This window comes from Citrobacter sp. RHB21-C05, from assembly GCF_013889015.1.
In the GTDB taxonomy this organism is placed as follows: Bacteria; Pseudomonadota; Gammaproteobacteria; order Enterobacterales; family Enterobacteriaceae; genus Citrobacter_A; species Citrobacter_A sedlakii.
On record NZ_CP057611.1, the window covers coordinates 3,931,997 to 3,951,366 of the forward strand.

Below are 19,370 nucleotides of genomic sequence, written 5' to 3' on the forward strand. Positions count from 1 at the left end.
TGGTGTGGCGTGAAGATTTATCTGGTCGGTGGTGCGGTTAGGGATACGTTGTTAGGGCTACCGGTCAAAGATAAAGATTGGGTGGTGGTAGGCGCCACACCACAGCAAATGCTCGACGCGGGCTACCAGCAGGTAGGCCGCGATTTTCCTGTTTTTCTCCATCCTCAAACACACGAAGAGTACGCCCTTGCGCGCACCGAACGTAAATCCGGTTCCGGTTATACCGGATTCACCTGCTACGCGGCGCCGGACGTCACGCTGGAAGATGACTTACAGCGCCGCGACCTGACCATTAACGCCCTGGCGCAGGATGATGACGGCGCTATCGTCGATCCGTATCACGGACGCGCCGATCTGAAAAACCGCCTGTTGCGCCACGTCTCGCCGGCTTTCAGTGAAGATCCGCTCCGCGTCCTTCGCGTGGCGCGCTTTGCCGCCCGCTATGCGCATCTCAGCTTTCGCATTGCCGACGAAACCATGGCGCTAATGCGCGACATGACCCACGCCGGAGAGCTGGAGCACCTGACGCCTGAGCGCGTGTGGAAAGAGACCGAAAACGCGTTAACCACCCGTAACCCGCAGGTCTATTTTCAGGTCCTGCGCGACTGTGGCGCGCTGCGCGTGCTGTTCCCGGAGGTGGATGCGCTGTTTGGCGTTCCCGCGCCAGCGAAATGGCATCCGGAAATCGATACCGGCGTTCACACGCTCATGACGCTGTCGATGGCGGCGATGCTCAGCCCGGAGGTGGATATCCGTTTCGCCACCCTGTGCCATGACCTGGGAAAAGGGTTGACTCCGCCAGCGCTTTGGCCGCGTCATCACGGTCATGGTCCGGCGGGCGTAAAGCTGGTGGCGCAGTTGTGTCAGCGTCTGCGGGTACCGAACGAAATCCGCGATCTGGCAAAGCTGGTGGCGGAGTTTCACGATCTCATTCATACCTTTCCGATACTGCAGCCTAAGACCATTGTAAAGCTGTTCGACGCGATCGACGCCTGGCGTAAACCGCAGCGCGTGGAGCAGATAGCCCTCACCAGCGAGGCTGACGTACGCGGGCGTACTGGCTTTGAAGCGGCGGATTATCCGCAGGGTCGTCTGCTGCGCGAAGCATGGCAGGTGGCGCAGTCGGTACCGACAAAAGAGGTTGTGGAGGCCGGATTTAAAGGCGCAGAGATCCGCGAAGAGTTGACGAAGCGGCGAATTGCGGCGGTCGCCAGTTGGAAAGAGACGCGCTGCCCGAAACCCGCCAGCTAAACGGCCCGTACCGGCAGCGCTACCGCTGACCGGCCTGTGGACAGACGTGCGTGGTTGGCCGGATAAGGCATAGCCGCCATCCGGCACGGTGAATAATCAGAAGAACACCACGTAAACCGCGGCTGCAACGATAAAGCGATAAATCGCAAACGGAATGAACGAGATTCGTTTGATCAGTTGCAGGAAGGTTTTAATGGCGATCAGCGCAACCACAAACGCCGTCACGAAACCGACGGCAAACATCGGAATATCGGCGGCGGTCAGGAACGACCAGCTTTTGTAGAGGTCCAGCACCGTTGCGCCCATCATCATCGGCACCGCCAGCAGGAACGAGAACTCCGACGCCGCATAACGGCTCACGCCCATCAGCATCCCGCCGGAAATGGTCGCGCCGGAACGGGAAAAGCCCGGCCACAGCGCCAGACACTGGAAGCAGCCAATCATAAACGCCTGTCGGTAAGTCATATCGTCCAGCCCCGGCGCGCGCGGTTCTTTCGGCTTCAGGCATTCGGCGGCAATCAACAGTAAACCGCCCACCACCAGCGCATACATCACGTTAATGGGGTTAAACAGTGATTTTATCGTATCGTGAAACACCAACCCGAGCACCACGGCGGGGATCATCCCAAGCAGAATGTGAATGAGCGTTAACCGCCCTTTACTTTCCCCTTCGCGCTGCAATGGTCGGCCAAAATGAATCCCGATCAGGCCGAACAACCGCCGCCAGAACATCACGACCACCGCCAGAATCGACCCAAGCTGGATCACCACTTCAAAGGTCTTTGCCGTATCACCCTCAAACCCCAGCAGATGGCCAACGATAATCATATGGCCCGTACTGGAAACCGGCAAAAACTCCGTCAATCCTTCGACCACACCCAAAATTGCCGCTATCAGCAGCGAGTGCATATCGCTCATCAATAAACCCCTAAATAGAAAAACTACCGCAAAAAAAAGTTCCCGCTGTAAGACTCTTTTATATCCGTTTGGTTTAACAATGATGAAGTTAATTATTTTCCTTTCAGATTATGGCTACGCTCGACAATCACGCCCACGTTCGCCGCGCGCGCGACCGCGCCGGGCTTACTGAGCTTGATTCGCACCCACGGTGAATGGAAGCGTCCCAGCAGGAGATCCGCGACCTCTTCCGCGACGCGTTCCACCAGCGCAAAGCGCCTGCCTTCAACGTGCGCGATCACGGTTTCGGCGATATCCGCATAGCTCAGACAGTCGGCGACATCGTCGCTTTTTGCCGCTTTCCGGTTATCCCACGCCATTTCGATATCGAACACCAGCTTTTGCTCGATGGTCTGTTCCCAGTCGTAAACACCAATGGTGGTGATTACCGAAAGTTGCTCTATAAATACAATATCCATCACGACCTGCCCGCTTTTTGGCTAACCCGGATACCACTTCCGGCGAAATATGCGTATTATCCACAGAAGTAGCGTTTTACACGACATTTTCAAAACGGAACAGCTTATGAGTGCAATCGCGCCTGGAATGATCCTCATCGCGTACCTCTGCGGCTCCATTTCCAGTGCCATTCTGGTCTGCCGCATTGCTGGCTTGCCCGACCCGCGTAGCAGCGGATCCGGCAATCCTGGCGCGACCAATGTGTTACGAATCGGTGGCAAGGGAGCAGCCGCAGCGGTGCTGATTTTCGACGTCCTGAAAGGGATGTTGCCCGTCTGGGGCGCATACGCGTTGGGCGTAACCCCCTTCTGGCTGGGCCTGATCGCCATTGCCGCCTGTCTGGGCCATATCTGGCCGGTCTTCTTTGGGTTTAAAGGCGGGAAAGGCGTGGCGACGGCATTCGGCGCTATTGCCCCTATCGGCTGGGATTTAACCGGCGTGATGGCGGGCACCTGGTTGCTCACGGTGCTGCTGAGCGGTTATTCGTCGCTGGGCGCCATCGTCAGCGCGCTGATCGCGCCGTTCTACGTCTGGTGGTTTAAACCTCAGTTCACCTTCCCGGTTTCGATGCTGTCGTGCCTGATCCTGCTGCGCCATCACGACAACATTCAGCGACTGTGGCGTCGTCAGGAGACAAAGATCTGGACGAAGCTGAAGAAAAAACGCGAAAAAGATCCGCAATAGCGTTTTCACCTCGCCGGAAGGCTATCGGGTTCACCACGTCACCCGATAACCTTCATCCGGCCTGCCCAACCGCTGCTGACACCACGCCGCCAGAAACTCCACGCAGACCCGAAGCTTCACGCTGCGATATAGCGGCTCCTGATACACCGCCCAGATATTGGCGCTCTGCGCATAGTCCGGCAGCACCCGCACCAGTTTGCCGCTCGCCAGAAACGGCTGCACGTCCCACTCGGATCGCAGCATGATCCCCTTGCCCTCCAGCGCCCATTGCAGCACAATTTCCCCGCTGTTCGACGAGAGATGCCCGCTCACCTTGACCGATTTTTTCTCCTCGCCGTTTCCCAGCTCCCATATTCCGTGCGTCATATCGCGCTCTTTCGTGATCAGGCAATCGTGACGGCTTAATTCCTGGAGAGTTGTCGGTTCTGAATGTTTTTCGAGATAAGACGGCGCGGCGCACAATATTCTTTTATTCTTTGTTAACAAGTGCGCAATATAATAGTCTGGAATCACATCGTTAATACGAATATCGAGATCGATATTATCCTGCACCAAATCAATTTGCCGATCGAACAGTTCAAAATGCACCTGTAACTCAGGGTAATTGCGCATCAGCTCGGTAATAGCTGGGGCAATATGGCTACGCCCGAAACCAAAGCTACAGCCGATACGAATCATGCCTTCCGGACGAGTTTTAATTTGCGTCACCTCATCCACCAGAAGCTGATAGCGGGTCAACACCTCCAGCGCATGTTCATAACATTTTTGCCCACTCTCGGTCAGCGCCACGCCGCGTGCCGAACGGTTCAGCAGCGTGGCGGCGAGAGTGGATTCCAGGATCTGCACCCGCTTGGTCACAAACGCCGGGGTTTGTCCGAGCGCCGCCGCCGCCGCGCTGAAGCTTCCCGTATGAACAATTTCAACCAGCACCTGCAGATCTTTCGCTAAAGGGTATGTGTTCAGCATATTCGGGCACCCATGAAGATAATACCGGCAGTGTAATTCCCTTACTGCCGCTATTCCCTGCCCTTGCTCAATTTTCGCTGATTTTTCACATCATGATTCACGAACTGTTAATTACATATACACAGTGGCAAAAAATATAAAACCCTATTTTTAGTGGTAGTTTGTTTCCCAGAATGTCTTTCCAGACAAATAAAAGCACTGGAGTTGTCATGATGAGCAATGAAAATAAACAAAAAGCGATAAATACGCTGACGGAAATTGTCGCCGGGTTTACGGCAATGATTTCCACCCGGATGCCCGACGACGTCGTGGATAAATTAAAACAGCTGCGCGATGCTGAAACCTCGTCGATGGGAAAAATCATCTATCACACGATGTTCGACAACATGCAGAAAGCGATCGACTTGAACCGTCCGGCCTGTCAGGACACCGGCGAGATCATGTTCTTCGTCAAGGTCGGCTCCCGCTTCCCGCTACTGGGCGAACTGCAGGCCATTCTGAAGCAGGCCGTGGAAGACGCGACCGTGAAAGCCCCACTTCGTCATAACGCGGTAGAAATTTTTGACGAAGTCAACACCGGCAAAAACACCGGCAGCGGCGTGCCGTGGGTGACATGGGACATTATCCCCGACGGCGACGACGCCGAAATAGAAGTCTATATGGCAGGCGGCGGCTGTACCCTGCCGGGGCGCTCAAAAGTGTTGATGCCGTCCGAAGGCTACGAAGGCGTTGTTAAGTTCGTGTTTGAAAATATCTCCACGCTGGCGGTAAACGCCTGTCCGCCGGTGCTGGTGGGCGTGGGGATCGCCACTTCCGTAGAAACCGCCGCGGTATTGTCGCGCAAAGCGATTCTGCGCCCCATCGGCACCCGCCATCCAAATCCCAAAGCGGCTGAACTGGAACTGCGTCTGGAAGAAGGATTGAACCGTCTGGGGATCGGCCCGCAGGGGTTAACGGGCAACAGCTCCGTCATGGGCGTACACATTGAATCCGCCGCGCGTCACCCCTCGACTATCGGGGTGGCCGTCTCCACCGGCTGCTGGGCGCACCGTCGCGGTACGCTGCTGGTGCATGCCGATCTCTCCTTCGAAAACCTGTCTCATACCCGGAGCGCGCTATGAAAAAGATCCTGACGACCCCGATCAAGGCCGAAGACCTGGAGGATATCCGCGTTGGTGACGTGATCTATCTGACCGGCACGCTGGTCACCTGCCGCGACGTCTGCCATCGCCGCCTGATCGAACTCAAGCGCCCGATCCCTTACGACCTGAACGGTAAAGCCATTTTCCACGCCGGGCCGATCGTGCGCAAAAACGGTGAAAAATGGGAGATGGTTTCCGTCGGCCCGACCACCAGCATGCGTATGGAGGCGTTTGAAAAAGAGTTCATCGAGCAGACCGGCGTCAAACTGGTGGTTGGCAAAGGCGGCATGGGGCCATTGACCGAAGAAGGCTGCCAGAAATTCAAGGCGCTGCACGTGATTTTCCCCGCAGGCTGCGCGGTGCTGGCAGCCACGCAGGTGGAAGAGATAGAGGAAGTCCACTGGACGGAACTCGGCATGCCGGAATCCCTGTGGGTGTGTCGGGTGAAGGAGTTCGGTCCGCTGATCGTCTCTATCGACACCCACGGCAATAACCTGATCGCCGAGAACAAAAAGCAGTTCGCCGAGCGTCGTGGTCCGATCGTCGACGAAATTTGCGAGCACGTTCACTACATCAAATAACCCTTCCGGAGAGGCGCCCCGCCTCTCCCTCTTCGCAGGGATACGACAATGGCACCTTTAGCTGGTTGGTGGCGATACCTGGCTCCGCTGGTGGTCATCGCCATTATTGCTGTTTTGCCCGTCCCCACCGGTCTTGAGAACCACACGTGGCTCTATTTTGCGGTCTTTACCGGCGTCATTGTGGGACTGATTCTGGAACCTGTTCCCGGCGCGGTGGTGGCGATGATCGGCATTTCGACGATCGCCGTCCTCTCGCCGTGGTTGCTGTTCAGCCCCGAACAGCTGGCGCAGGACGGGTTTAAATTCACCGCCAAAGCGCTATCGTGGGCGGTGTCTGGTTTTTCTAATTCAGTTATCTGGCTGATCTTTGCCGCTTTTATGTTCGGTACGGGCTATGAAAAAACCGGGCTGGGGCGACGCATCGCGCTATGGCTGGTGAAAAAGATGGGGCACCGCACGCTGTTTCTCGGCTACGCGGTCATGCTCTCTGAGCTGATCCTCGCGCCTGTTACGCCCTCAAACTCCGCGCGCGGCGCCGGGATTATCTACCCGATAATCCGTAATCTGCCGCCGCTGTATCATTCGCAGCCGAATGACGCCAGTTCGCGCTCTATTGGTTCCTACATCATGTGGATGGGGATCACCGCCGACTGCGTCACCAGCGCCATTTTCCTCACCGCGATGGCGCCAAACCTGCTGCTGATTGGCCTGATGAAGGGCGCGGCGCACACGGCGCTAAGCTGGGGCGACTGGTTCTTAGGGATGCTGCCGCTGAGTATTTTGCTGGTTCTGCTGGTCCCGTGGCTTGCTTATGTGCTGTACCCGCCGGTGCTTAAGTCCGGCGATCAGGTGCCGCGCTGGGCAGAAGCGGAGCTGAAGGCGATGGGCCCGCTAAGCACGCGTGAGAAAAAGATGTTAGTGCTGATGGTCGGCGCGCTGGTGCTGTGGATTTTCGGCGGTGACTACATTGACGCGGCGATGGTTGGCTACAGCGTGGTGGCGTTAATGCTGGTGCTGCGCATTATCTGCTGGGATGACATCGTCAGTAATAAAGCCGCATGGAACGTCTTTTTCTGGCTCGCGTCACTGATTACTCTTGCGACCGGGCTGAACAATACCGGTTTTATCACTTGGTTTGGCAACCTGCTGGCAGGCAGCCTGAGCGGTTATTCCCCGACAATGGTGATGGTCGCGCTGATCGTGGTGTTTTATCTGCTGCGTTATTTCTTCGCCAGCGCCACGGCGTACACCTCCGCACTGGCGCCAATGATGATCGCCGCCGCGCTGGCGATGCCGGACATTCCGCTCCCCGTATTTTGCCTGATGGTCGGCGCGGCGATTGGTCTGGGTAGCATTCTTACCCCGTATGCTACCGGCCCCAGCCCCATCTACTACGGTAGCGGTTATTTGCCGACGGCTGACTACTGGCGGCTAGGGGCGATTTTTGGCCTGATCTTCATGCTGCTACTGATCGTCACCGGTTTGCTCTGGATGCCTCTCGTTTTGCTTTAACCCCCGTTGGGGCGGCCGGGCTGCCGCCCCTTTTTTCTGATTCCCCCTCCTTTCCCATAAGCGTCTCATATGACCGCTTTGCCGCCGTGCTGAGGCATACTTTTTGCCATGCACCTATCTTTAAACTGACAGGGGAACGCTCTGGACACGGTTGCGCACGAGACACTCATTCGGGGCTGGCAGGCCGAACTGGACCTGCGGTTTACCCGTGCCGCGCACAAAACGGTGCTCACCTCAGCGCGTCACGTTGGTCCGTTAGCCGTTCAACGACCGTTTTACCCGGAAGATGATGTTTGTCATCTTTATTTGCTTCACCCGCCTGGCGGTATTGTCGGCGGCGATGAACTGCACATTTCCGTCACCCTTGACGCCCACAGCCACGCGTTAATCACCCAGCCCGGCGCGGGAAAGTTTTACCGCAGCGCAGGGCAACTGGCGCAACTGCGTCAGGATTTCGCCCTTGCGCCGCACGCCACGCTGGAATGGCTGCCGCAGGATACGATCCTGTTTCCCGGCGCTCGCGCCAGCCTACGCACCGTGTTCCATCTGACAACCGAAAGCCAACTGCTCGGCTGGGATCTGCTCTGCCTGGGTCGCCCGGTAATGCAGGAAACGTTCAGCCACGGCACGCTGGTCAACCGGCTGGAAATCTGGCGCGACGGCATACCGCTGCTTATCGAAGGCCTGAAAATTCGCGGGGGCGATCTTTCCGCCGTCGCGAACCAGCCGTGGTGCGGCACGCTGTTTTGCTATCCGGGGACAGAGGCGATGCTGGACGGAGCCCGTGAACGGCTTATGCCGCTTGGCGAATACGCAGGCGCGACGCTCGTTGACTCGCTGCTCACTGTACGCTTTCTGGCGGCAGACAACCTGCTTATCCAACGCGCGATGCGCGATATCTGGCGCTTTTTACGTCCGCTGTTAACTCACAAACAACCGCATCTGCCGCGTATCTGGCAGACCTAAGAGACACCGATGGAACTGACTCCCAGAGAAAAAGACAAGCTGTTGCTCTTTACCGCCGCGCTGGTGGCAGAACGCCGTCTGGCGCGCGGCCTGAAGCTGAATTATCCGGAATCGGTAGCGCTGATCAGCGCCTTCATTATGGAAGGCGCACGCGACGGCAAAAGCGTGGCCTCGCTGATGGAAGACGGCCGCCATGTGCTCACCCGCGATCAGGTGATGGAGGGGGTACCGGAGATGATCCCGGACATCCAGGTAGAAGCAACGTTTCCGGACGGATCCAAGCTGGTGACCGTCCACAATCCGATCGTGTAAGGAGAGGTTATGATTCCAGGCGAATACCGGATCGCGGCAGGAAATATTGCGCTCAATCACCAGCGCGAGACCTGCACTCTCGTGGTGGAAAACCACGGCGATCGCCCCGTTCAGGTTGGATCGCATTACCACTTTTTCGAAGCTAACCCCGCCCTGCGCTTCCCGCGCGAGGCGGCGCGCGGATACCGCCTGAATATCCCCGCCGGCACCGCGGTGCGCTTTGAACCGGGGCAAAAGCGAGAAGTCGAGCTGGTGCGCGTGGCAGGCGCGCAGCGTATTTTTGGCTTTCGCGGCGAGGTCATGGGCGCGCTGGAGGTCAACAATGGCTGAGATCTCCCGGCAAGCGTATGCCGATATGTTTGGCCCCACCACCGGCGATAAAGTGCGTCTGGCGGACACAGATTTGTGGATCGAAGTGGAAAACGATCTCACCACCTATGGCGAAGAGGTGAAATTCGGCGGCGGTAAAGTGATCCGCGACGGTATGGGTCAGGGACAGATGCGCGCCGACGCCTGCGTGGATCTGGTGATCACCAACGCGCTGATCGTCGACCACTGGGGGATCGTTAAAGCGGATATCGGCATCAAAGACGGCAGGATCTTCGCCGTCGGCAAAGCCGGTAATCCGGACATTCAGCCTGACGTGACGATCCCGATCGGCGTCGGGACGGAGGCGATCGCCGGAGAAGGTAAGATCGTCACCGCTGGCGGCGTCGATACCCATATTCACTGGATCTGTCCGCAGCAGGCGCAGGAGGCGCTGGTTTCCGGCGTGACGACGATGATCGGCGGCGGCACCGGACCGGCGGCGGGCACCAACGCCACCACCTGTACGCCCGGCCCCTGGAACATCGCCCGGATGTTGCAGGCCGCGGATACCCTGCCGGTCAATATCGGTCTGCTCGGCAAGGGAAATGGCTCCAATCCGGATACGCTGCGCGAGCAGGTGACCGCCGGGGCGATCGGCCTGAAAATTCATGAAGACTGGGGGGCGACGCCTGCGGCTATCGACTGCGCGCTGACCGTCGCCGACGAAATGGATATTCAGGTGGCGCTGCACAGCGACACCCTGAACGAGTCCGGCTTTGTCGAAGACACGCTGGCGGCTATTGGCGATCGCACGATCCATACGTTTCACACCGAAGGCGCGGGCGGCGGCCATGCGCCGGATATCATCACCGCCTGCGCGCACGCCAATATTCTGCCGTCATCAACCAACCCAACGCTGCCTTACACCGTGAATACTATCGATGAGCATCTCGACATGCTGATGGTGTGCCACCATCTCGACCCCGATATCGCCGAAGACGTGGCGTTTGCCGAGTCACGCATTCGGCGCGAAACCATCGCCGCCGAGGACGTGCTGCATGACATTGGCGCGTTTTCGCTGACCTCGTCGGATTCCCAGGCGATGGGCCGCGTCGGCGAAGTGATTCTGCGCACCTGGCAGGTAGCGCACCGGATGAAAGTACAGCGCGGCGCGCTGGCGGAAGAGCGCGGCGATAACGACAACCAGCGGGTGAAACGCTACATCGCCAAGTACACCATTAACCCGGCGCTGACTCACGGTATCGCCCATGAGGTCGGCTCCATTGAGGCCGGAAAACTGGCGGATCTGGCGCTGTGGTCGCCGGCGTTTTTCGGTGTCAAACCCGCCGCCATTATCAAGGGTGGAATGATCGCCTGCGCGCCGATGGGCGATATCAACGCCTCGATCCCCACGCCGCAGCCGGTGCACTACCGGATGATGTTCGGCGCATTAGGCGCTGCGCGTCATCACACCCGGTTAACCTTTTTATCCCAGGCCGCCCACGACAGCGGCGTCGCTCAGCAGTTGAATTTACACAGCGCCACCGCGGTGGTGAAAGGCTGCCGGACGGTGAAAAAAGCCGACATGATCCACAACAGCCTGCAACCCGATATCACCGTCGACGCCCAGACCTACGAGGTGCGCATTGACGGCGAACGCATTACCAGCGAGCCGGCAGACGTGCTGCCGATGGCGCAACGTTACTTTTTATTTTAAGGAGCCGACATGCTGCTATTAACGCAACGGGTTGAGACGACAGCGCAAGCCACCGCCACCCTGACGCTGCCGATTGATATCCGCGTAAAAAGCCGGGCCAAAGTGCGACTGAACGACGGGCGCGAGGCGGGATTGATGCTGCCGCGCGGCCTGCTGTTGCGCGGCGGCGACCGCCTGCGTAGCGAAGACGGGACGGAAGTGGTGGAGATCATCGCCGCCCATGAAGCGGTTTCGGTGGTGCGCTGCGCCAACCCGTTTCTGCTCGCCAAAGCGTGCTATCACCTCGGCAATCGCCACGTACCGCTGCAAATTTTGCCGGATGAACTGCGCTATCATCACGATCATGTGCTGGACGCCATGCTGCGCCAGTTCGATCTTGACGTGACCTTTGCGCATTTACCGTTTGAGCCGGAAGCGGGCGCTTACGCCAGCGAGTCCCACGGGCATAACCATCATCACGGTCATGCGCACTGATGCGTGACGCCCGCCAGCAGTTGCGCCTGCTACAGCTCGCCAGCAGCAGCCTGCCGGTGGGATCGTTTACCTGGTCTCAGGGGCTGGAGTGGGCGGTGGAGAGCGGTTGGGTCAACAGCGTCGATGCCTTCGCCCGCTGGCAGCGACAGCAAATGGAGCACAATTTTTTCACCGTCGACCTGCCGTTGTTCGCCCGGCTTTATCGCGCCTGCGAGCAGGACGATATCACCGCCGCGCGCCGCTGGACGACGTACCTGCTGGCCTGTCGGGAAACCCGCGAACTGCGCGAAGAAGAGCGCAGCAGAGGCGCGGCGTTTACGCGGCTGGTGGTGGACTGGGTGCCGGAAAGCCCGCCCGCGTGGCGCGCGCTGTTCGCTGACAGCCAGCTCTGCGGAATGGCCTGGCTTGGCGTACAGTGGCGGCTGCCGCTCGCCGATCTGGCCTTAACGCTGGGCTACAGCTGGATCGAAAGCGCCGTAATGGCGGGCGTTAAGCTGGTGCCCTTCGGCCAGCAGGCGGCGCAGCGGCTGATGATAACCCTCAGCGAACATTACGCACAGGGTATAACGCAGGCGTTGAGCTGTCCGGATGAACACCTCGGCTCTGCTACGCCGCTGGCGGCTATCGCCTCCGCCCGTCACGAAACCCAATACTGTCGATTATTCCGCTCCTGAGGAGAGACAATGAGTGAGCACAAACATCCCCTGCGCGTCGGCGTGGGCGGCCCGGTAGGATCGGGCAAAACCGCCCTGCTGGAAGCGTTATGCAAAGCCATGCGCGACACCTGGCAACTGGCGGTGGTCACGAACGACATTTACACCAAAGAGGATCAGCGCATCCTGACAGAAGCGGGCGCGCTTGAGCCGGAACGCATCGTCGGCGTCGAAACCGGCGGCTGTCCACACACCGCCATCCGTGAAGACGCCTCAATGAATCTGGCGGCAGTGGATGCATTAAGCGCGAAATTCGGTAATCTGGATCTGATCTTCGTTGAAAGCGGCGGTGACAACCTGAGCGCCACGTTCAGTCCGGAGCTGGCGGATCTGACGATCTACGTGATCGACGTAGCTGAAGGAGAGAAGATCCCACGCAAAGGCGGCCCGGGGATCACTAAATCTGACTTTCTGGTGATCAACAAAACCGATCTGGCCCCTTACGTCGGGGCGTCGCTGGAGGTGATGGCGCGCGACACTAACCGCATGCGCGGCGCGCGTCCGTGGACCTTTACTAACCTGAAGACGGGCGACGGTCTGGAGACGATTATTGCGTTTCTGAAAGAGAAAGGGATGCTGCGAATCTGACTAAAAGGGCCTGGCGATAAGCCAGGCCTTCATGGTTATTTGCAGCTGTTATTGGATGTGCCCTGTTCACGCCATGCGCCCCACTGGCCGCCCGTTCCCGGTGTTTCCTGTCCCGGGTTGACATACCACTGGTTGAACCAAATTTTACCGTTGTAAGATACTTTGGTGCATTTGGTCGGATAGGCTATTTTGCCGTTATAGGCTGGCGCCGTATTGGTCGCCGGCACGTCATCATTTGCCGGCGCGTCGTCCTTCGCCGGCGTATCGTCTTTTGTCGGCGTGTCTTCCTTCGCTGGCGTCGCAGGTTTACTTACCATGATGGTCATGCTGTCCTGCGCGGTACGGCCATCCGCCCCTGTTGTTGTCAGCGTAAAGGTAGCCTGCCCTTCCGTATTGGCAGGAATCACCGCATAGGCATGAGCATTGTCGATGCTGTTCACCTGCACGCCGTTCAGTTTTTCCTCCAGGAAGAAGGTGCCAACACCTTTTGTCACGCTCCAGTTATACGATGTCGCGTTCAGGCTCTTGCTGCCGTCCAGAGGATAGGTGCTTACGCCAGTGGTTGGGGAAACCATAGTGTAGTCTGCTCCTGCGGCGGCGGTAGGAGCAGGAATAGCAGGAATATCGCTGCCATTCTTCAACGCCAGGATCCGGGCGACAGCACGCGCCATATCGGGTTGCGTGCCGACCTTCGCCGAGTCGCCATTCGCAATTGGCGTGCCAGTCTCAGCCAGGATTTGACGCATCTGGCGCGGTGTAACGGTGATCCCGTTCGCTTTGGCAATACCTGACAGGCTGGCCACCACGCCTGCCACAATAGGCGTTGCTGAAGACGTCCCGCCAAAACTTCCGGTATAATTTGCATTGGTTCTGTTATAGAGATTGCCATAGCCCGTCGTTGTGACATCACTACAGCCTCTTGATGAACTGGTGACACGCGACCCATAGGTGCTAAAGTTCGCTTTTTTACCGTCTTTTGAACAGAATGCCCCGGCGATAATCGCGCCTGAATCACGCACTTGCGTATCCCAACGACCATTAAAGGCGGGAGAGTCCAGATTAATATTGCCATTCCCTGCGGAAGTAATCACAAACACGCCTTTATCCGTGAGCGCCTTGATGACGTTGAAATAACTGTCCAGATATTCAATGGGAATATAACAGGCTGATTTACAGGTCCCGGTAATTTCTCCGCCATACGTCTGCATATTTAACGAGACAACATCACCCGCTTTTAATAACGGAATAACATTAAAGAGATTCGACGCAGGCCAGGCCGCATAGCCCACTTTGCTTTTATAACTTAGACCACGAACACCAGAACCAATATCGCGCGCAGCTAAAATACCAACAGAAGCCGTATTATGTTCCCGCTCATTGCAGGTATCTTTATTTGGTCCCTGAACGAATGAAGCAGGTGGTAAATTCACATGATTTTCATTCCAGCCGCAGTTCTCAGAAGAAACAATAGTGATATCCTCACCCTCGTTCCCTATATACTGATTAACGCTGTCGCGGTTCACCCCGCCAATATAATAACCAGAACGCTTGTCATCCGGGGCTTTTAAATAATCCTGCTGCTGTCGATAATCGGGCACAGACACGGCCGACAGGCCGCTGTTCACTGTCGATTTTAATAGGGTTGAAGACTGACCCGCTTCTTGCTTTTCTGCCTGAAAACCTACGGGCATAGCTTCAGGATAAACAGTCTCAACATCCTGATTTTGTTGAATAGTGTTGATCACATGTTCGATATAATTTCGATCTTGCTTTTTATTTTCTGGCAGCTCAATACGCAGATAACGATCGAATCCATACCGTGCGTTTAGCTCCGCAATTTCAGCTGCGCGTTCGCGGCTCAGGTTGTCCGCGTGGTACATGCGGGTGGCGACGAGTGCGGGATCGTCAAGTTTTAACGGGGAGGTTTGAGATTTACCCGGTTTTAGCTTAACGACAATAGCGTCATACGAAACGCCTTCCTGAACCTCTTGCGCCTGATGTACGTGCTGTAAGGCGGTGCCGGTTTGAGCGTAAGCCGCACAGGTTACTGCTGCGCAAATTAACATTGATAAAATGCTTTTTTTCATGTTAGCCGATATTCCTTTATGACATGATCTGTGTTGTTCCTTTTTTCAGCCTAAAATAGTCATTACCCAACGGCCAAGTAGAGCTTTCTTTTAAATAATAAGAAAATTCTTTTTCTTTCGCGCCGAGCTAAAAAGCAGAGGCGTTACACAAGTCAACTCATAAAAAAGATAAAAACGGTCAAAATAAAAAAATCGTATATCGACATTAATGCAAGCACATTTTTATATGAAAGTGTTCTTTTAATTTTACTCACCAACGTATGGTGCTTATAAAATATTCGCCTTCTTATGCTGGAGAACGTGATGTCAGTAAAAATAGCGATTGCCGATGAGCACCCCCTGATCCGCCGGGGTATACGTGCAATGATTGAAGGGTTAGACAGATCCTGCGCGAGCTCTGGTTCCCATTTCTCGCTGCTGGAAGACGTCGGGTCGACCTCTTCCTTGCTTACGTTGCTGGCAGGAGAAACTCCCGACATCCTGCTGTTGGGATATATGCTTAACACCGCACAACACCTTCATCCGCACTGTGATTTGGACGGACTGGCGCTGATTAAAAAATTGCACCAGAAATACCCTGCGTTAAAAGTGGTGCTGATAGCCCCGTTTAAAAGCCCGCAGCTTATCCGGCTGACGCTTGAAGCCGGGGCAAAAGCCTATGTCAGTCACGCCCTCAGTGAGACAGTCCTGCGCGATACGCTTAATTGCGTCATAAAAGATGAGGTCTACATCGAACCGTCGCTAATGAAAGGCTTCCTTCAAAGCGAGGAGTCGCTCTCCGCCAGAGAAATAGACGTGTTGCGTTTTCTGTGCAAAGGGGGAAATCTGACGGATGTCTCTCGTCAGATGCACCTGAGTATTAAAACCGTAAGCGCGCATAAAATACGGGCAATGGAGAAATTGCGGGTGAAAAATGACAGTCAGCTCTATTGCCTGCTGGCCAGATCCCGGATATTAGATATTATGACCTGACATCCGGGATGACACGCCGCCTCAGGCGGCAGGCAACTCCGCCAGCGGCCAGCGCGGACGCACGCTGACGCCCAGGTCGGCCAGCGCGCCCGCTTTAAAACGCACCATACCGGCATAGGCGATCATCGCGCCATTGTCAGTGCAAAATTCCGGGCGGGCGTAAAAGACTTCGCCACGGCGTTTTTGCATCATCTCTGCCAGCTTCGCGCGCAGGGTACGGTTAGCGCTGACGCCCCCCGCCATCACCAGACGTTTGAAACCGGTTTGATCCAGCGCGCGTTTGCATTTGATCATCAGCGTATCGACGACCGCGTCTTCAAATGCGCGGGCGATATCGGCGCGGGTCTGATCGTCGTCGCCATTGCTGCGAATGGTGTTAGCAGCAAAGGTTTTCAGGCCGGAAAAGCTGAAGTCCAGCCCTGGGCGATCGGTCATCGGGCGTGGGAAGACAAAACGCCCGGCGGTACCCTGTGCGGCCATTTTCGACAGCATCGGACCACCAGGATAGTCCAGCCCCAGCAGCTTCGCGGTTTTATCAAACGCTTCGCCAGCGGCATCGTCAATCGACTCGCCCAGCAGGGTATACTGACCGACGCCGGTCACGCTGATAAGCTGCGTATGGCCGCCGGAAACCAGCAGCGCCACAAACGGAAATTCTGGCGGGTTATCTTCCAGCATTGGCGCCAGCAGATGCCCTTCCATATGGTGTACAGGAATGGCCGGCACGTTCCAGGCGAATGCCAACGAACGTCCAACCGTTGCGCCCACCAGCAGCGCGCCAACCAGACCCGGACCGGCGGTATACGCCACCGCGTCAATCTCTTTGGCGTTCAATCCGGCTTCTTTCAGCGCCGCCTGGATCAACGGTACCGTTTTGCGGACGTGATCGCGTGAAGCCAGCTCAGGCACCACGCCGCCGTAGTCAGCGTGTAATTTCACCTGACTATACAATTGGTTGGCTAACAGACCTTTTTCGTCGTCGTAAATGGCGATGCCGGTTTCATCGCAGGATGTTTCAATTCCCAGTACACGCATGACTTGTTTTACCTCACTCTGATACCGCGCAGTTTAGGTCGAATGCGGGTCGATGTATACCCTGCGACCTGACTTCGTGTATACTCTGGCCCCTTACAAAAGTCCCTTTCAAAAAAGGCCGCGGTGCTTTACAAAGCAGCAGCAATTGCAGTAAAATTCCGCACCATTTTGAAATAAGCTGGCGTTGATGCCAGCGGCAAACCGATTTAATCAAAGGTGAGAGGCACATGCCGGTAATTAAAGTACGTGAAAACGAGCCGTTCGACGTAGCTCTGCGTCGCTTCAAGCGTTCCTGCGAAAAAGCAGGTGTTCTGGCGGAAGTTCGTCGTCGTGAGTTCTATGAAAAACCGACGACCGAACGTAAGCGCGCTAAAGCTTCTGCAGTGAAACGTCACGCGAAGAAACTGGCTCGCGAAAACGCACGCCGTACTCGTCTGTACTAATCTGTTGAGGGCCAGGGCTCTCAATTCAGACAGAGTTGTAGTTGTAAGGCCGTGCTTCCGAAAGGAATGCGCGGCTTGTTTTCGTTTATGAATCAGCAATTACACAACATCATTCACCCTGTATCAAAGCGGCAAGTGAGTGAATCCCCGGAGCTTAGAGAAGTCAGTAACTGGGGGTGAACGAGCGCAGCCAACGCAGAGACAGTTTGAAGGATGAAGTTTACTAACAGGGCTTATGGCTGGACGAATCCCACGCGTATTTATTAATGACCTGCTGGCGCGCACCGACATCGTCGATCTGATCGACGGGCGGGTGAAGCTCAAAAAGCAGGGCAAGAATTATCATGCGTGCTGTCCGTTCCATAACGAAAAAACCCCCTCTTTCACCGTAAACGGTGAAAAACAGTTTTATCACTGCTTTGGATGCGGCGCGCACGGCAACGCGATCGATTTCCTGATGAACTACGACAAGCTCGAGTTCGTGGAAACCGTCGAAGAGCTGGCGGCAATGCACAATCTTGAGGTTCCATTTGAAGCAGGCACTGGCCCCAGTCAGATAGAGCGCCATCAACGGCAAAGCCTTTATCAATTGATGGACGGTCTGAACACGTTTTATCAGCAATCTCTGATGCAACCCGCCGCTACCCCTGCGCGCCAGTATCTGGAAAAGCGAGGACTCAGTAGCGAAGTGATCGCGCGTTTTGCTATTGGTTTTGCGCCCCCCGGCTGGGACAACGTCCTGAAACGGTTTGGCGGCAATAGCGAAAATCGCCAGTCACTGGTCGACGCGGGCATGTTGGTCACCAACGATCAGGGACGCAGCTATGACCGCTTCCGCGAACGGGTGATGTTCCCCATACGCGACAAGCGTGGCCGGGTGATTGGCTTTGGTGGTCGGGTGCTGGGCGATGCCCTGCCGAAGTACCTCAACTCCCCGGAAACCGATATTTTTCATAAAGGCCGTCAGCTGTATGGTCTGTATGAAGCGCAGCAGGATAACGCCGATCCACAGCGACTGCTGGTTGTGGAAGGTTATATGGATGTGGTGGCGCTGGCGCAATACGGCATTAACTACGCCGTGGCGTCGTTGGGCACCTCGACCACCGCCGATCACATTCAGCTCCTGTTTCGCGCGACCAACACGGTGATTTGCTGTTATGACGGCGACCGGGCAGGACGAGACGCCGCCTGGCGCGCGCTGGAAACCGCGCTGCCGTATATGACCGATGGTCGTCAGCTACGCTTTATGTTCCTGCCTGACGGCGAAGACCCGGATACGCTGGTGCGTAAAGAGGGTAAAGAAGCGTTTGAAACCCGGATGGAGCAGGCGTTACCGCTCTCCGCGTTTTTGTTTAACAGCCTGCTGCCGCAGGTCGATTTGAGCACTCCGGACGGACGCGCGCAGCTCAGTACGCTGGCATTACCGTTAATCACTCAGGTGCCGGGCGAAACGCTGCGCATTTACCTGCGCCAGGAGTTGGGCAACAAGCTGGGCATCCTTGACGACAGCCAGCTTGAACGATTAATGCCAAAATTGTCTGAAAATGGCCCTTCCCGGCCCGCTCCACAGCTAAAACGCACGACCATGCGTATACTGATAGGACTGCTGGTGCAAAACCCGGAACTGGCGCCACTGGTCCCACCGTTGAACGGTCTGGATCATAATAAGCTGCCCGGACTTGGCTTATTTGCAGAACTGGTCAACACTTGTTTGTCCCAGCCAGGTCTGACCACCGGGCAACTTTTAGAACACTATCGTGGCACAAATGATGCGGCCACCCTTGAAAAACTGTCGATGTGGGACGATATAGCAGATAAGGACATTGCTGAAAAAACCTTCACCGACTCACTCAACCATATGTTTGATTCGATGCTTGAGCTGCGCCAGGAAGAGTTGATTGCTCGTGAGCGCACACATGGTTTAAGCAGCGAAGAACGCCGGGAGCTCTGGACTCTGAACCAGGAGCTGGCGAAGAGATAACTGAAAGACAACATCATTCGCGTTGTATCAAGGGCAGCATGAAATGCATCCCGGGAGTGTAAAGCTCGGGAACTCAGCGCCCCCAGGGACAACGTAAATGAGGAAGTATTTAACGGCTTAAGTGCCGAATAGCGATCGGGGAGACCCCGACAGCCGCACTGAGAGGCAGCGGCAAAAAAACAAATACGCCCTCGCTTTAAATGTTGGCGGCAACGCTGGCT

At 56.3% G+C, this 19,370-nt stretch carries 20 protein-coding genes; 15 read left to right on the top strand and 5 right to left on the bottom strand.

Annotation, left to right across the window (positions count from 1 at the left end; translation table 11 throughout):
• The first annotated feature begins 9 nt into the window (after window positions 1-9).
• The gene (locus tag HVX72_RS18720) at window positions 10-1,251 is read left to right on the top strand and encodes a multifunctional CCA addition/repair protein (protein ID WP_181822081.1); all 1,242 of its coding nucleotides are present in this window, start codon (window positions 10-12) and stop codon (window positions 1,249-1,251) included.
• Window positions 1,252-1,347: 96 nt separating this feature from the next.
• Here HVX72_RS18720 and bacA read toward each other — a convergent pair whose 3' ends face one another.
• Window positions 1,348-2,169, bottom strand: coding sequence for an undecaprenyl-diphosphate phosphatase (gene bacA, locus HVX72_RS18725; protein ID WP_042289318.1), 822 nt, complete (start codon window positions 2,167-2,169; stop codon window positions 1,348-1,350).
• Between the two features lie 92 nt (window positions 2,170-2,261).
• Window positions 2,262-2,627, bottom strand: coding sequence for a bifunctional dihydroneopterin aldolase/7,8-dihydroneopterin epimerase (folB, locus tag HVX72_RS18730; protein ID WP_042289321.1), 366 nt, complete (start codon window positions 2,625-2,627; stop codon window positions 2,262-2,264).
• Window positions 2,628-2,733: 106 nt separating this feature from the next.
• Here folB and plsY point away from each other — a divergent pair, with 106 nt between their 5' ends.
• Complete coding sequence (gene plsY, locus HVX72_RS18735; RefSeq protein WP_042289743.1) at window positions 2,734-3,351, top strand: glycerol-3-phosphate 1-O-acyltransferase PlsY; 618 nt, start codon at window positions 2,734-2,736, stop codon at window positions 3,349-3,351.
• A gap of 30 nt (window positions 3,352-3,381) precedes the next feature.
• Here plsY and HVX72_RS18740 read toward each other — a convergent pair whose 3' ends face one another.
• On the bottom strand, window positions 3,382-4,317 hold the full coding sequence (locus tag HVX72_RS18740) for a LysR family transcriptional regulator (protein ID WP_181822082.1): 936 nt from the start codon (window positions 4,315-4,317) through the stop codon (window positions 3,382-3,384).
• A gap of 209 nt (window positions 4,318-4,526) precedes the next feature.
• Between HVX72_RS18740 and ttdA the strand changes: the two genes are divergently transcribed.
• The 10 genes from ttdA (at window position 4,527) to ureG (ending at window position 12,631) form a co-directional block, all read left to right on the top strand.
• Window positions 4,527-5,438, top strand: coding sequence for a L(+)-tartrate dehydratase subunit alpha (gene ttdA / locus HVX72_RS18745; protein ID WP_120714909.1), 912 nt, complete (start codon window positions 4,527-4,529; stop codon window positions 5,436-5,438).
• Entirely contained in the window at window positions 5,435-6,040 is a 606-nt protein-coding gene (gene ttdB, locus HVX72_RS18750; protein ID WP_000722944.1) for a L(+)-tartrate dehydratase subunit beta, read from the top strand. Before ttdA ends, ttdB begins: the two co-directional genes overlap by 4 nt.
• 48 nt (window positions 6,041-6,088) lie before the next feature.
• Window positions 6,089-7,552 (top strand): anion permease, encoded by a 1,464-nt coding sequence (locus tag HVX72_RS18755; RefSeq protein WP_181822083.1) that lies wholly within the window; start codon window positions 6,089-6,091, stop codon window positions 7,550-7,552.
• A 141-nt stretch (window positions 7,553-7,693) separates the two neighbouring features.
• Window positions 7,694-8,518, top strand: a complete 825-nt coding sequence (locus HVX72_RS18760; RefSeq protein ID WP_206255414.1) for an urease accessory protein UreD — start codon at window positions 7,694-7,696, stop codon at window positions 8,516-8,518.
• Window positions 8,519-8,527: 9 nt separating this feature from the next.
• Window positions 8,528-8,830: an urease subunit gamma gene (locus HVX72_RS18765; protein WP_042289336.1), complete on the top strand. Its 303-nt coding sequence runs from the start codon at window positions 8,528-8,530 to the stop codon at window positions 8,828-8,830.
• A gap of 9 nt (window positions 8,831-8,839) precedes the next feature.
• The gene (locus HVX72_RS18770; protein ID WP_042289337.1) at window positions 8,840-9,160 is read left to right on the top strand and encodes an urease subunit beta; all 321 of its coding nucleotides are present in this window, start codon (window positions 8,840-8,842) and stop codon (window positions 9,158-9,160) included.
• The gene (gene ureC, locus HVX72_RS18775) at window positions 9,153-10,856 is read left to right on the top strand and encodes an urease subunit alpha (RefSeq protein WP_060570857.1); all 1,704 of its coding nucleotides are present in this window, start codon (window positions 9,153-9,155) and stop codon (window positions 10,854-10,856) included. The genes HVX72_RS18770 and ureC overlap by 8 nt, the downstream gene beginning before the upstream one ends.
• Window positions 10,857-10,865: 9 nt before the next feature.
• A complete protein-coding gene (ureE, locus tag HVX72_RS18780; protein WP_060570858.1) occupies window positions 10,866-11,330 on the top strand; it encodes an urease accessory protein UreE in 465 nt (154 codons plus the stop codon).
• Window positions 11,330-12,004 carry an urease accessory protein UreF gene (locus tag HVX72_RS18785; protein WP_181822085.1) on the top strand — a complete coding sequence of 225 codons (675 nt, stop codon included), beginning with the start codon at window positions 11,330-11,332 and terminating at the stop codon, window positions 12,002-12,004. The genes ureE and HVX72_RS18785 overlap by 1 nt, the downstream gene beginning before the upstream one ends.
• A gap of 9 nt (window positions 12,005-12,013) precedes the next feature.
• Window positions 12,014-12,631 (top strand): urease accessory protein UreG, encoded by a 618-nt coding sequence (gene ureG, locus HVX72_RS18790; RefSeq protein WP_181822086.1) that lies wholly within the window; start codon window positions 12,014-12,016, stop codon window positions 12,629-12,631.
• 35 nt (window positions 12,632-12,666) lie between these two features.
• Here the strand turns inward: ureG and HVX72_RS18795 are convergent, their stop codons facing one another.
• Complete coding sequence (locus HVX72_RS18795) at window positions 12,667-14,718, bottom strand: S8 family serine peptidase (RefSeq protein ID WP_181822087.1); 2,052 nt, start codon at window positions 14,716-14,718, stop codon at window positions 12,667-12,669.
• Between the two features lie 303 nt (window positions 14,719-15,021).
• Here HVX72_RS18795 and HVX72_RS18800 point away from each other — a divergent pair, with 303 nt between their 5' ends.
• On the top strand, window positions 15,022-15,690 hold the full coding sequence (locus tag HVX72_RS18800) for a response regulator transcription factor (protein WP_042289351.1): 669 nt from the start codon (window positions 15,022-15,024) through the stop codon (window positions 15,688-15,690).
• Between the two features lie 21 nt (window positions 15,691-15,711).
• Here HVX72_RS18800 and tsaD read toward each other — a convergent pair whose 3' ends face one another.
• Complete coding sequence (tsaD, locus tag HVX72_RS18805; RefSeq protein WP_042289353.1) at window positions 15,712-16,725, bottom strand: tRNA (adenosine(37)-N6)-threonylcarbamoyltransferase complex transferase subunit TsaD; 1,014 nt, start codon at window positions 16,723-16,725, stop codon at window positions 15,712-15,714.
• Window positions 16,726-16,952: 227 nt separating this feature from the next.
• On the opposite strand from tsaD, the gene rpsU reads away from it, so the two are divergent.
• Together rpsU and dnaG are read left to right on the top strand one after the other, a co-directional pair.
• Window positions 16,953-17,168, top strand: coding sequence for a 30S ribosomal protein S21 (gene rpsU / locus HVX72_RS18810; protein ID WP_001144069.1), 216 nt, complete (start codon window positions 16,953-16,955; stop codon window positions 17,166-17,168).
• Between the two features lie 235 nt (window positions 17,169-17,403).
• Complete coding sequence (dnaG, locus tag HVX72_RS18815) at window positions 17,404-19,149, top strand: DNA primase (RefSeq protein WP_181822088.1); 1,746 nt, start codon at window positions 17,404-17,406, stop codon at window positions 19,147-19,149.
• Window positions 19,150-19,370: the final 221 nt, after the last annotated feature.

What these genes read in the sequence shown, in the direction of transcription:
- HVX72_RS18800 (WP_042289351.1), top strand. Translation starts at nt 15,022, where the DNA reads ATGTCAGTAAAAATAGCGATTGCCGATGAGCACCCCCTGATCCGCCGG.
- HVX72_RS18740 (WP_181822082.1), bottom strand. Translation starts at nt 4,317, where the DNA reads ATGCTGAACACATACCCTTTAGCGAAAGATCTGCAGGTGCTGGTTGAA.
- ttdA (WP_120714909.1), top strand. Translation starts at nt 4,527, where the DNA reads ATGATGAGCAATGAAAATAAACAAAAAGCGATAAATACGCTGACGGAA.
- ureE (WP_060570858.1), top strand. Translation starts at nt 10,866, where the DNA reads ATGCTGCTATTAACGCAACGGGTTGAGACGACAGCGCAAGCCACCGCC.
- dnaG (WP_181822088.1), top strand. Translation starts at nt 17,404, where the DNA reads ATGGCTGGACGAATCCCACGCGTATTTATTAATGACCTGCTGGCGCGC.
- ttdB (WP_000722944.1), top strand. Translation starts at nt 5,435, where the DNA reads ATGAAAAAGATCCTGACGACCCCGATCAAGGCCGAAGACCTGGAGGAT.
- HVX72_RS18770 (WP_042289337.1), top strand. Translation starts at nt 8,840, where the DNA reads ATGATTCCAGGCGAATACCGGATCGCGGCAGGAAATATTGCGCTCAAT.
- HVX72_RS18755 (WP_181822083.1), top strand. Translation starts at nt 6,089, where the DNA reads ATGGCACCTTTAGCTGGTTGGTGGCGATACCTGGCTCCGCTGGTGGTC.
- HVX72_RS18785 (WP_181822085.1), top strand. Translation starts at nt 11,330, where the DNA reads ATGCGTGACGCCCGCCAGCAGTTGCGCCTGCTACAGCTCGCCAGCAGC.
- HVX72_RS18765 (WP_042289336.1), top strand. Translation starts at nt 8,528, where the DNA reads ATGGAACTGACTCCCAGAGAAAAAGACAAGCTGTTGCTCTTTACCGCC.
- folB (WP_042289321.1), bottom strand. Translation starts at nt 2,627, where the DNA reads ATGGATATTGTATTTATAGAGCAACTTTCGGTAATCACCACCATTGGT.
- bacA (WP_042289318.1), bottom strand. Translation starts at nt 2,169, where the DNA reads ATGAGCGATATGCACTCGCTGCTGATAGCGGCAATTTTGGGTGTGGTC.
- HVX72_RS18795 (WP_181822087.1), bottom strand. Translation starts at nt 14,718, where the DNA reads ATGAAAAAAAGCATTTTATCAATGTTAATTTGCGCAGCAGTAACCTGT.
- rpsU (WP_001144069.1), top strand. Translation starts at nt 16,953, where the DNA reads ATGCCGGTAATTAAAGTACGTGAAAACGAGCCGTTCGACGTAGCTCTG.
- ureC (WP_060570857.1), top strand. Translation starts at nt 9,153, where the DNA reads ATGGCTGAGATCTCCCGGCAAGCGTATGCCGATATGTTTGGCCCCACC.
- plsY (WP_042289743.1), top strand. Translation starts at nt 2,734, where the DNA reads ATGAGTGCAATCGCGCCTGGAATGATCCTCATCGCGTACCTCTGCGGC.
- tsaD (WP_042289353.1), bottom strand. Translation starts at nt 16,725, where the DNA reads ATGCGTGTACTGGGAATTGAAACATCCTGCGATGAAACCGGCATCGCC.
- ureG (WP_181822086.1), top strand. Translation starts at nt 12,014, where the DNA reads ATGAGTGAGCACAAACATCCCCTGCGCGTCGGCGTGGGCGGCCCGGTA.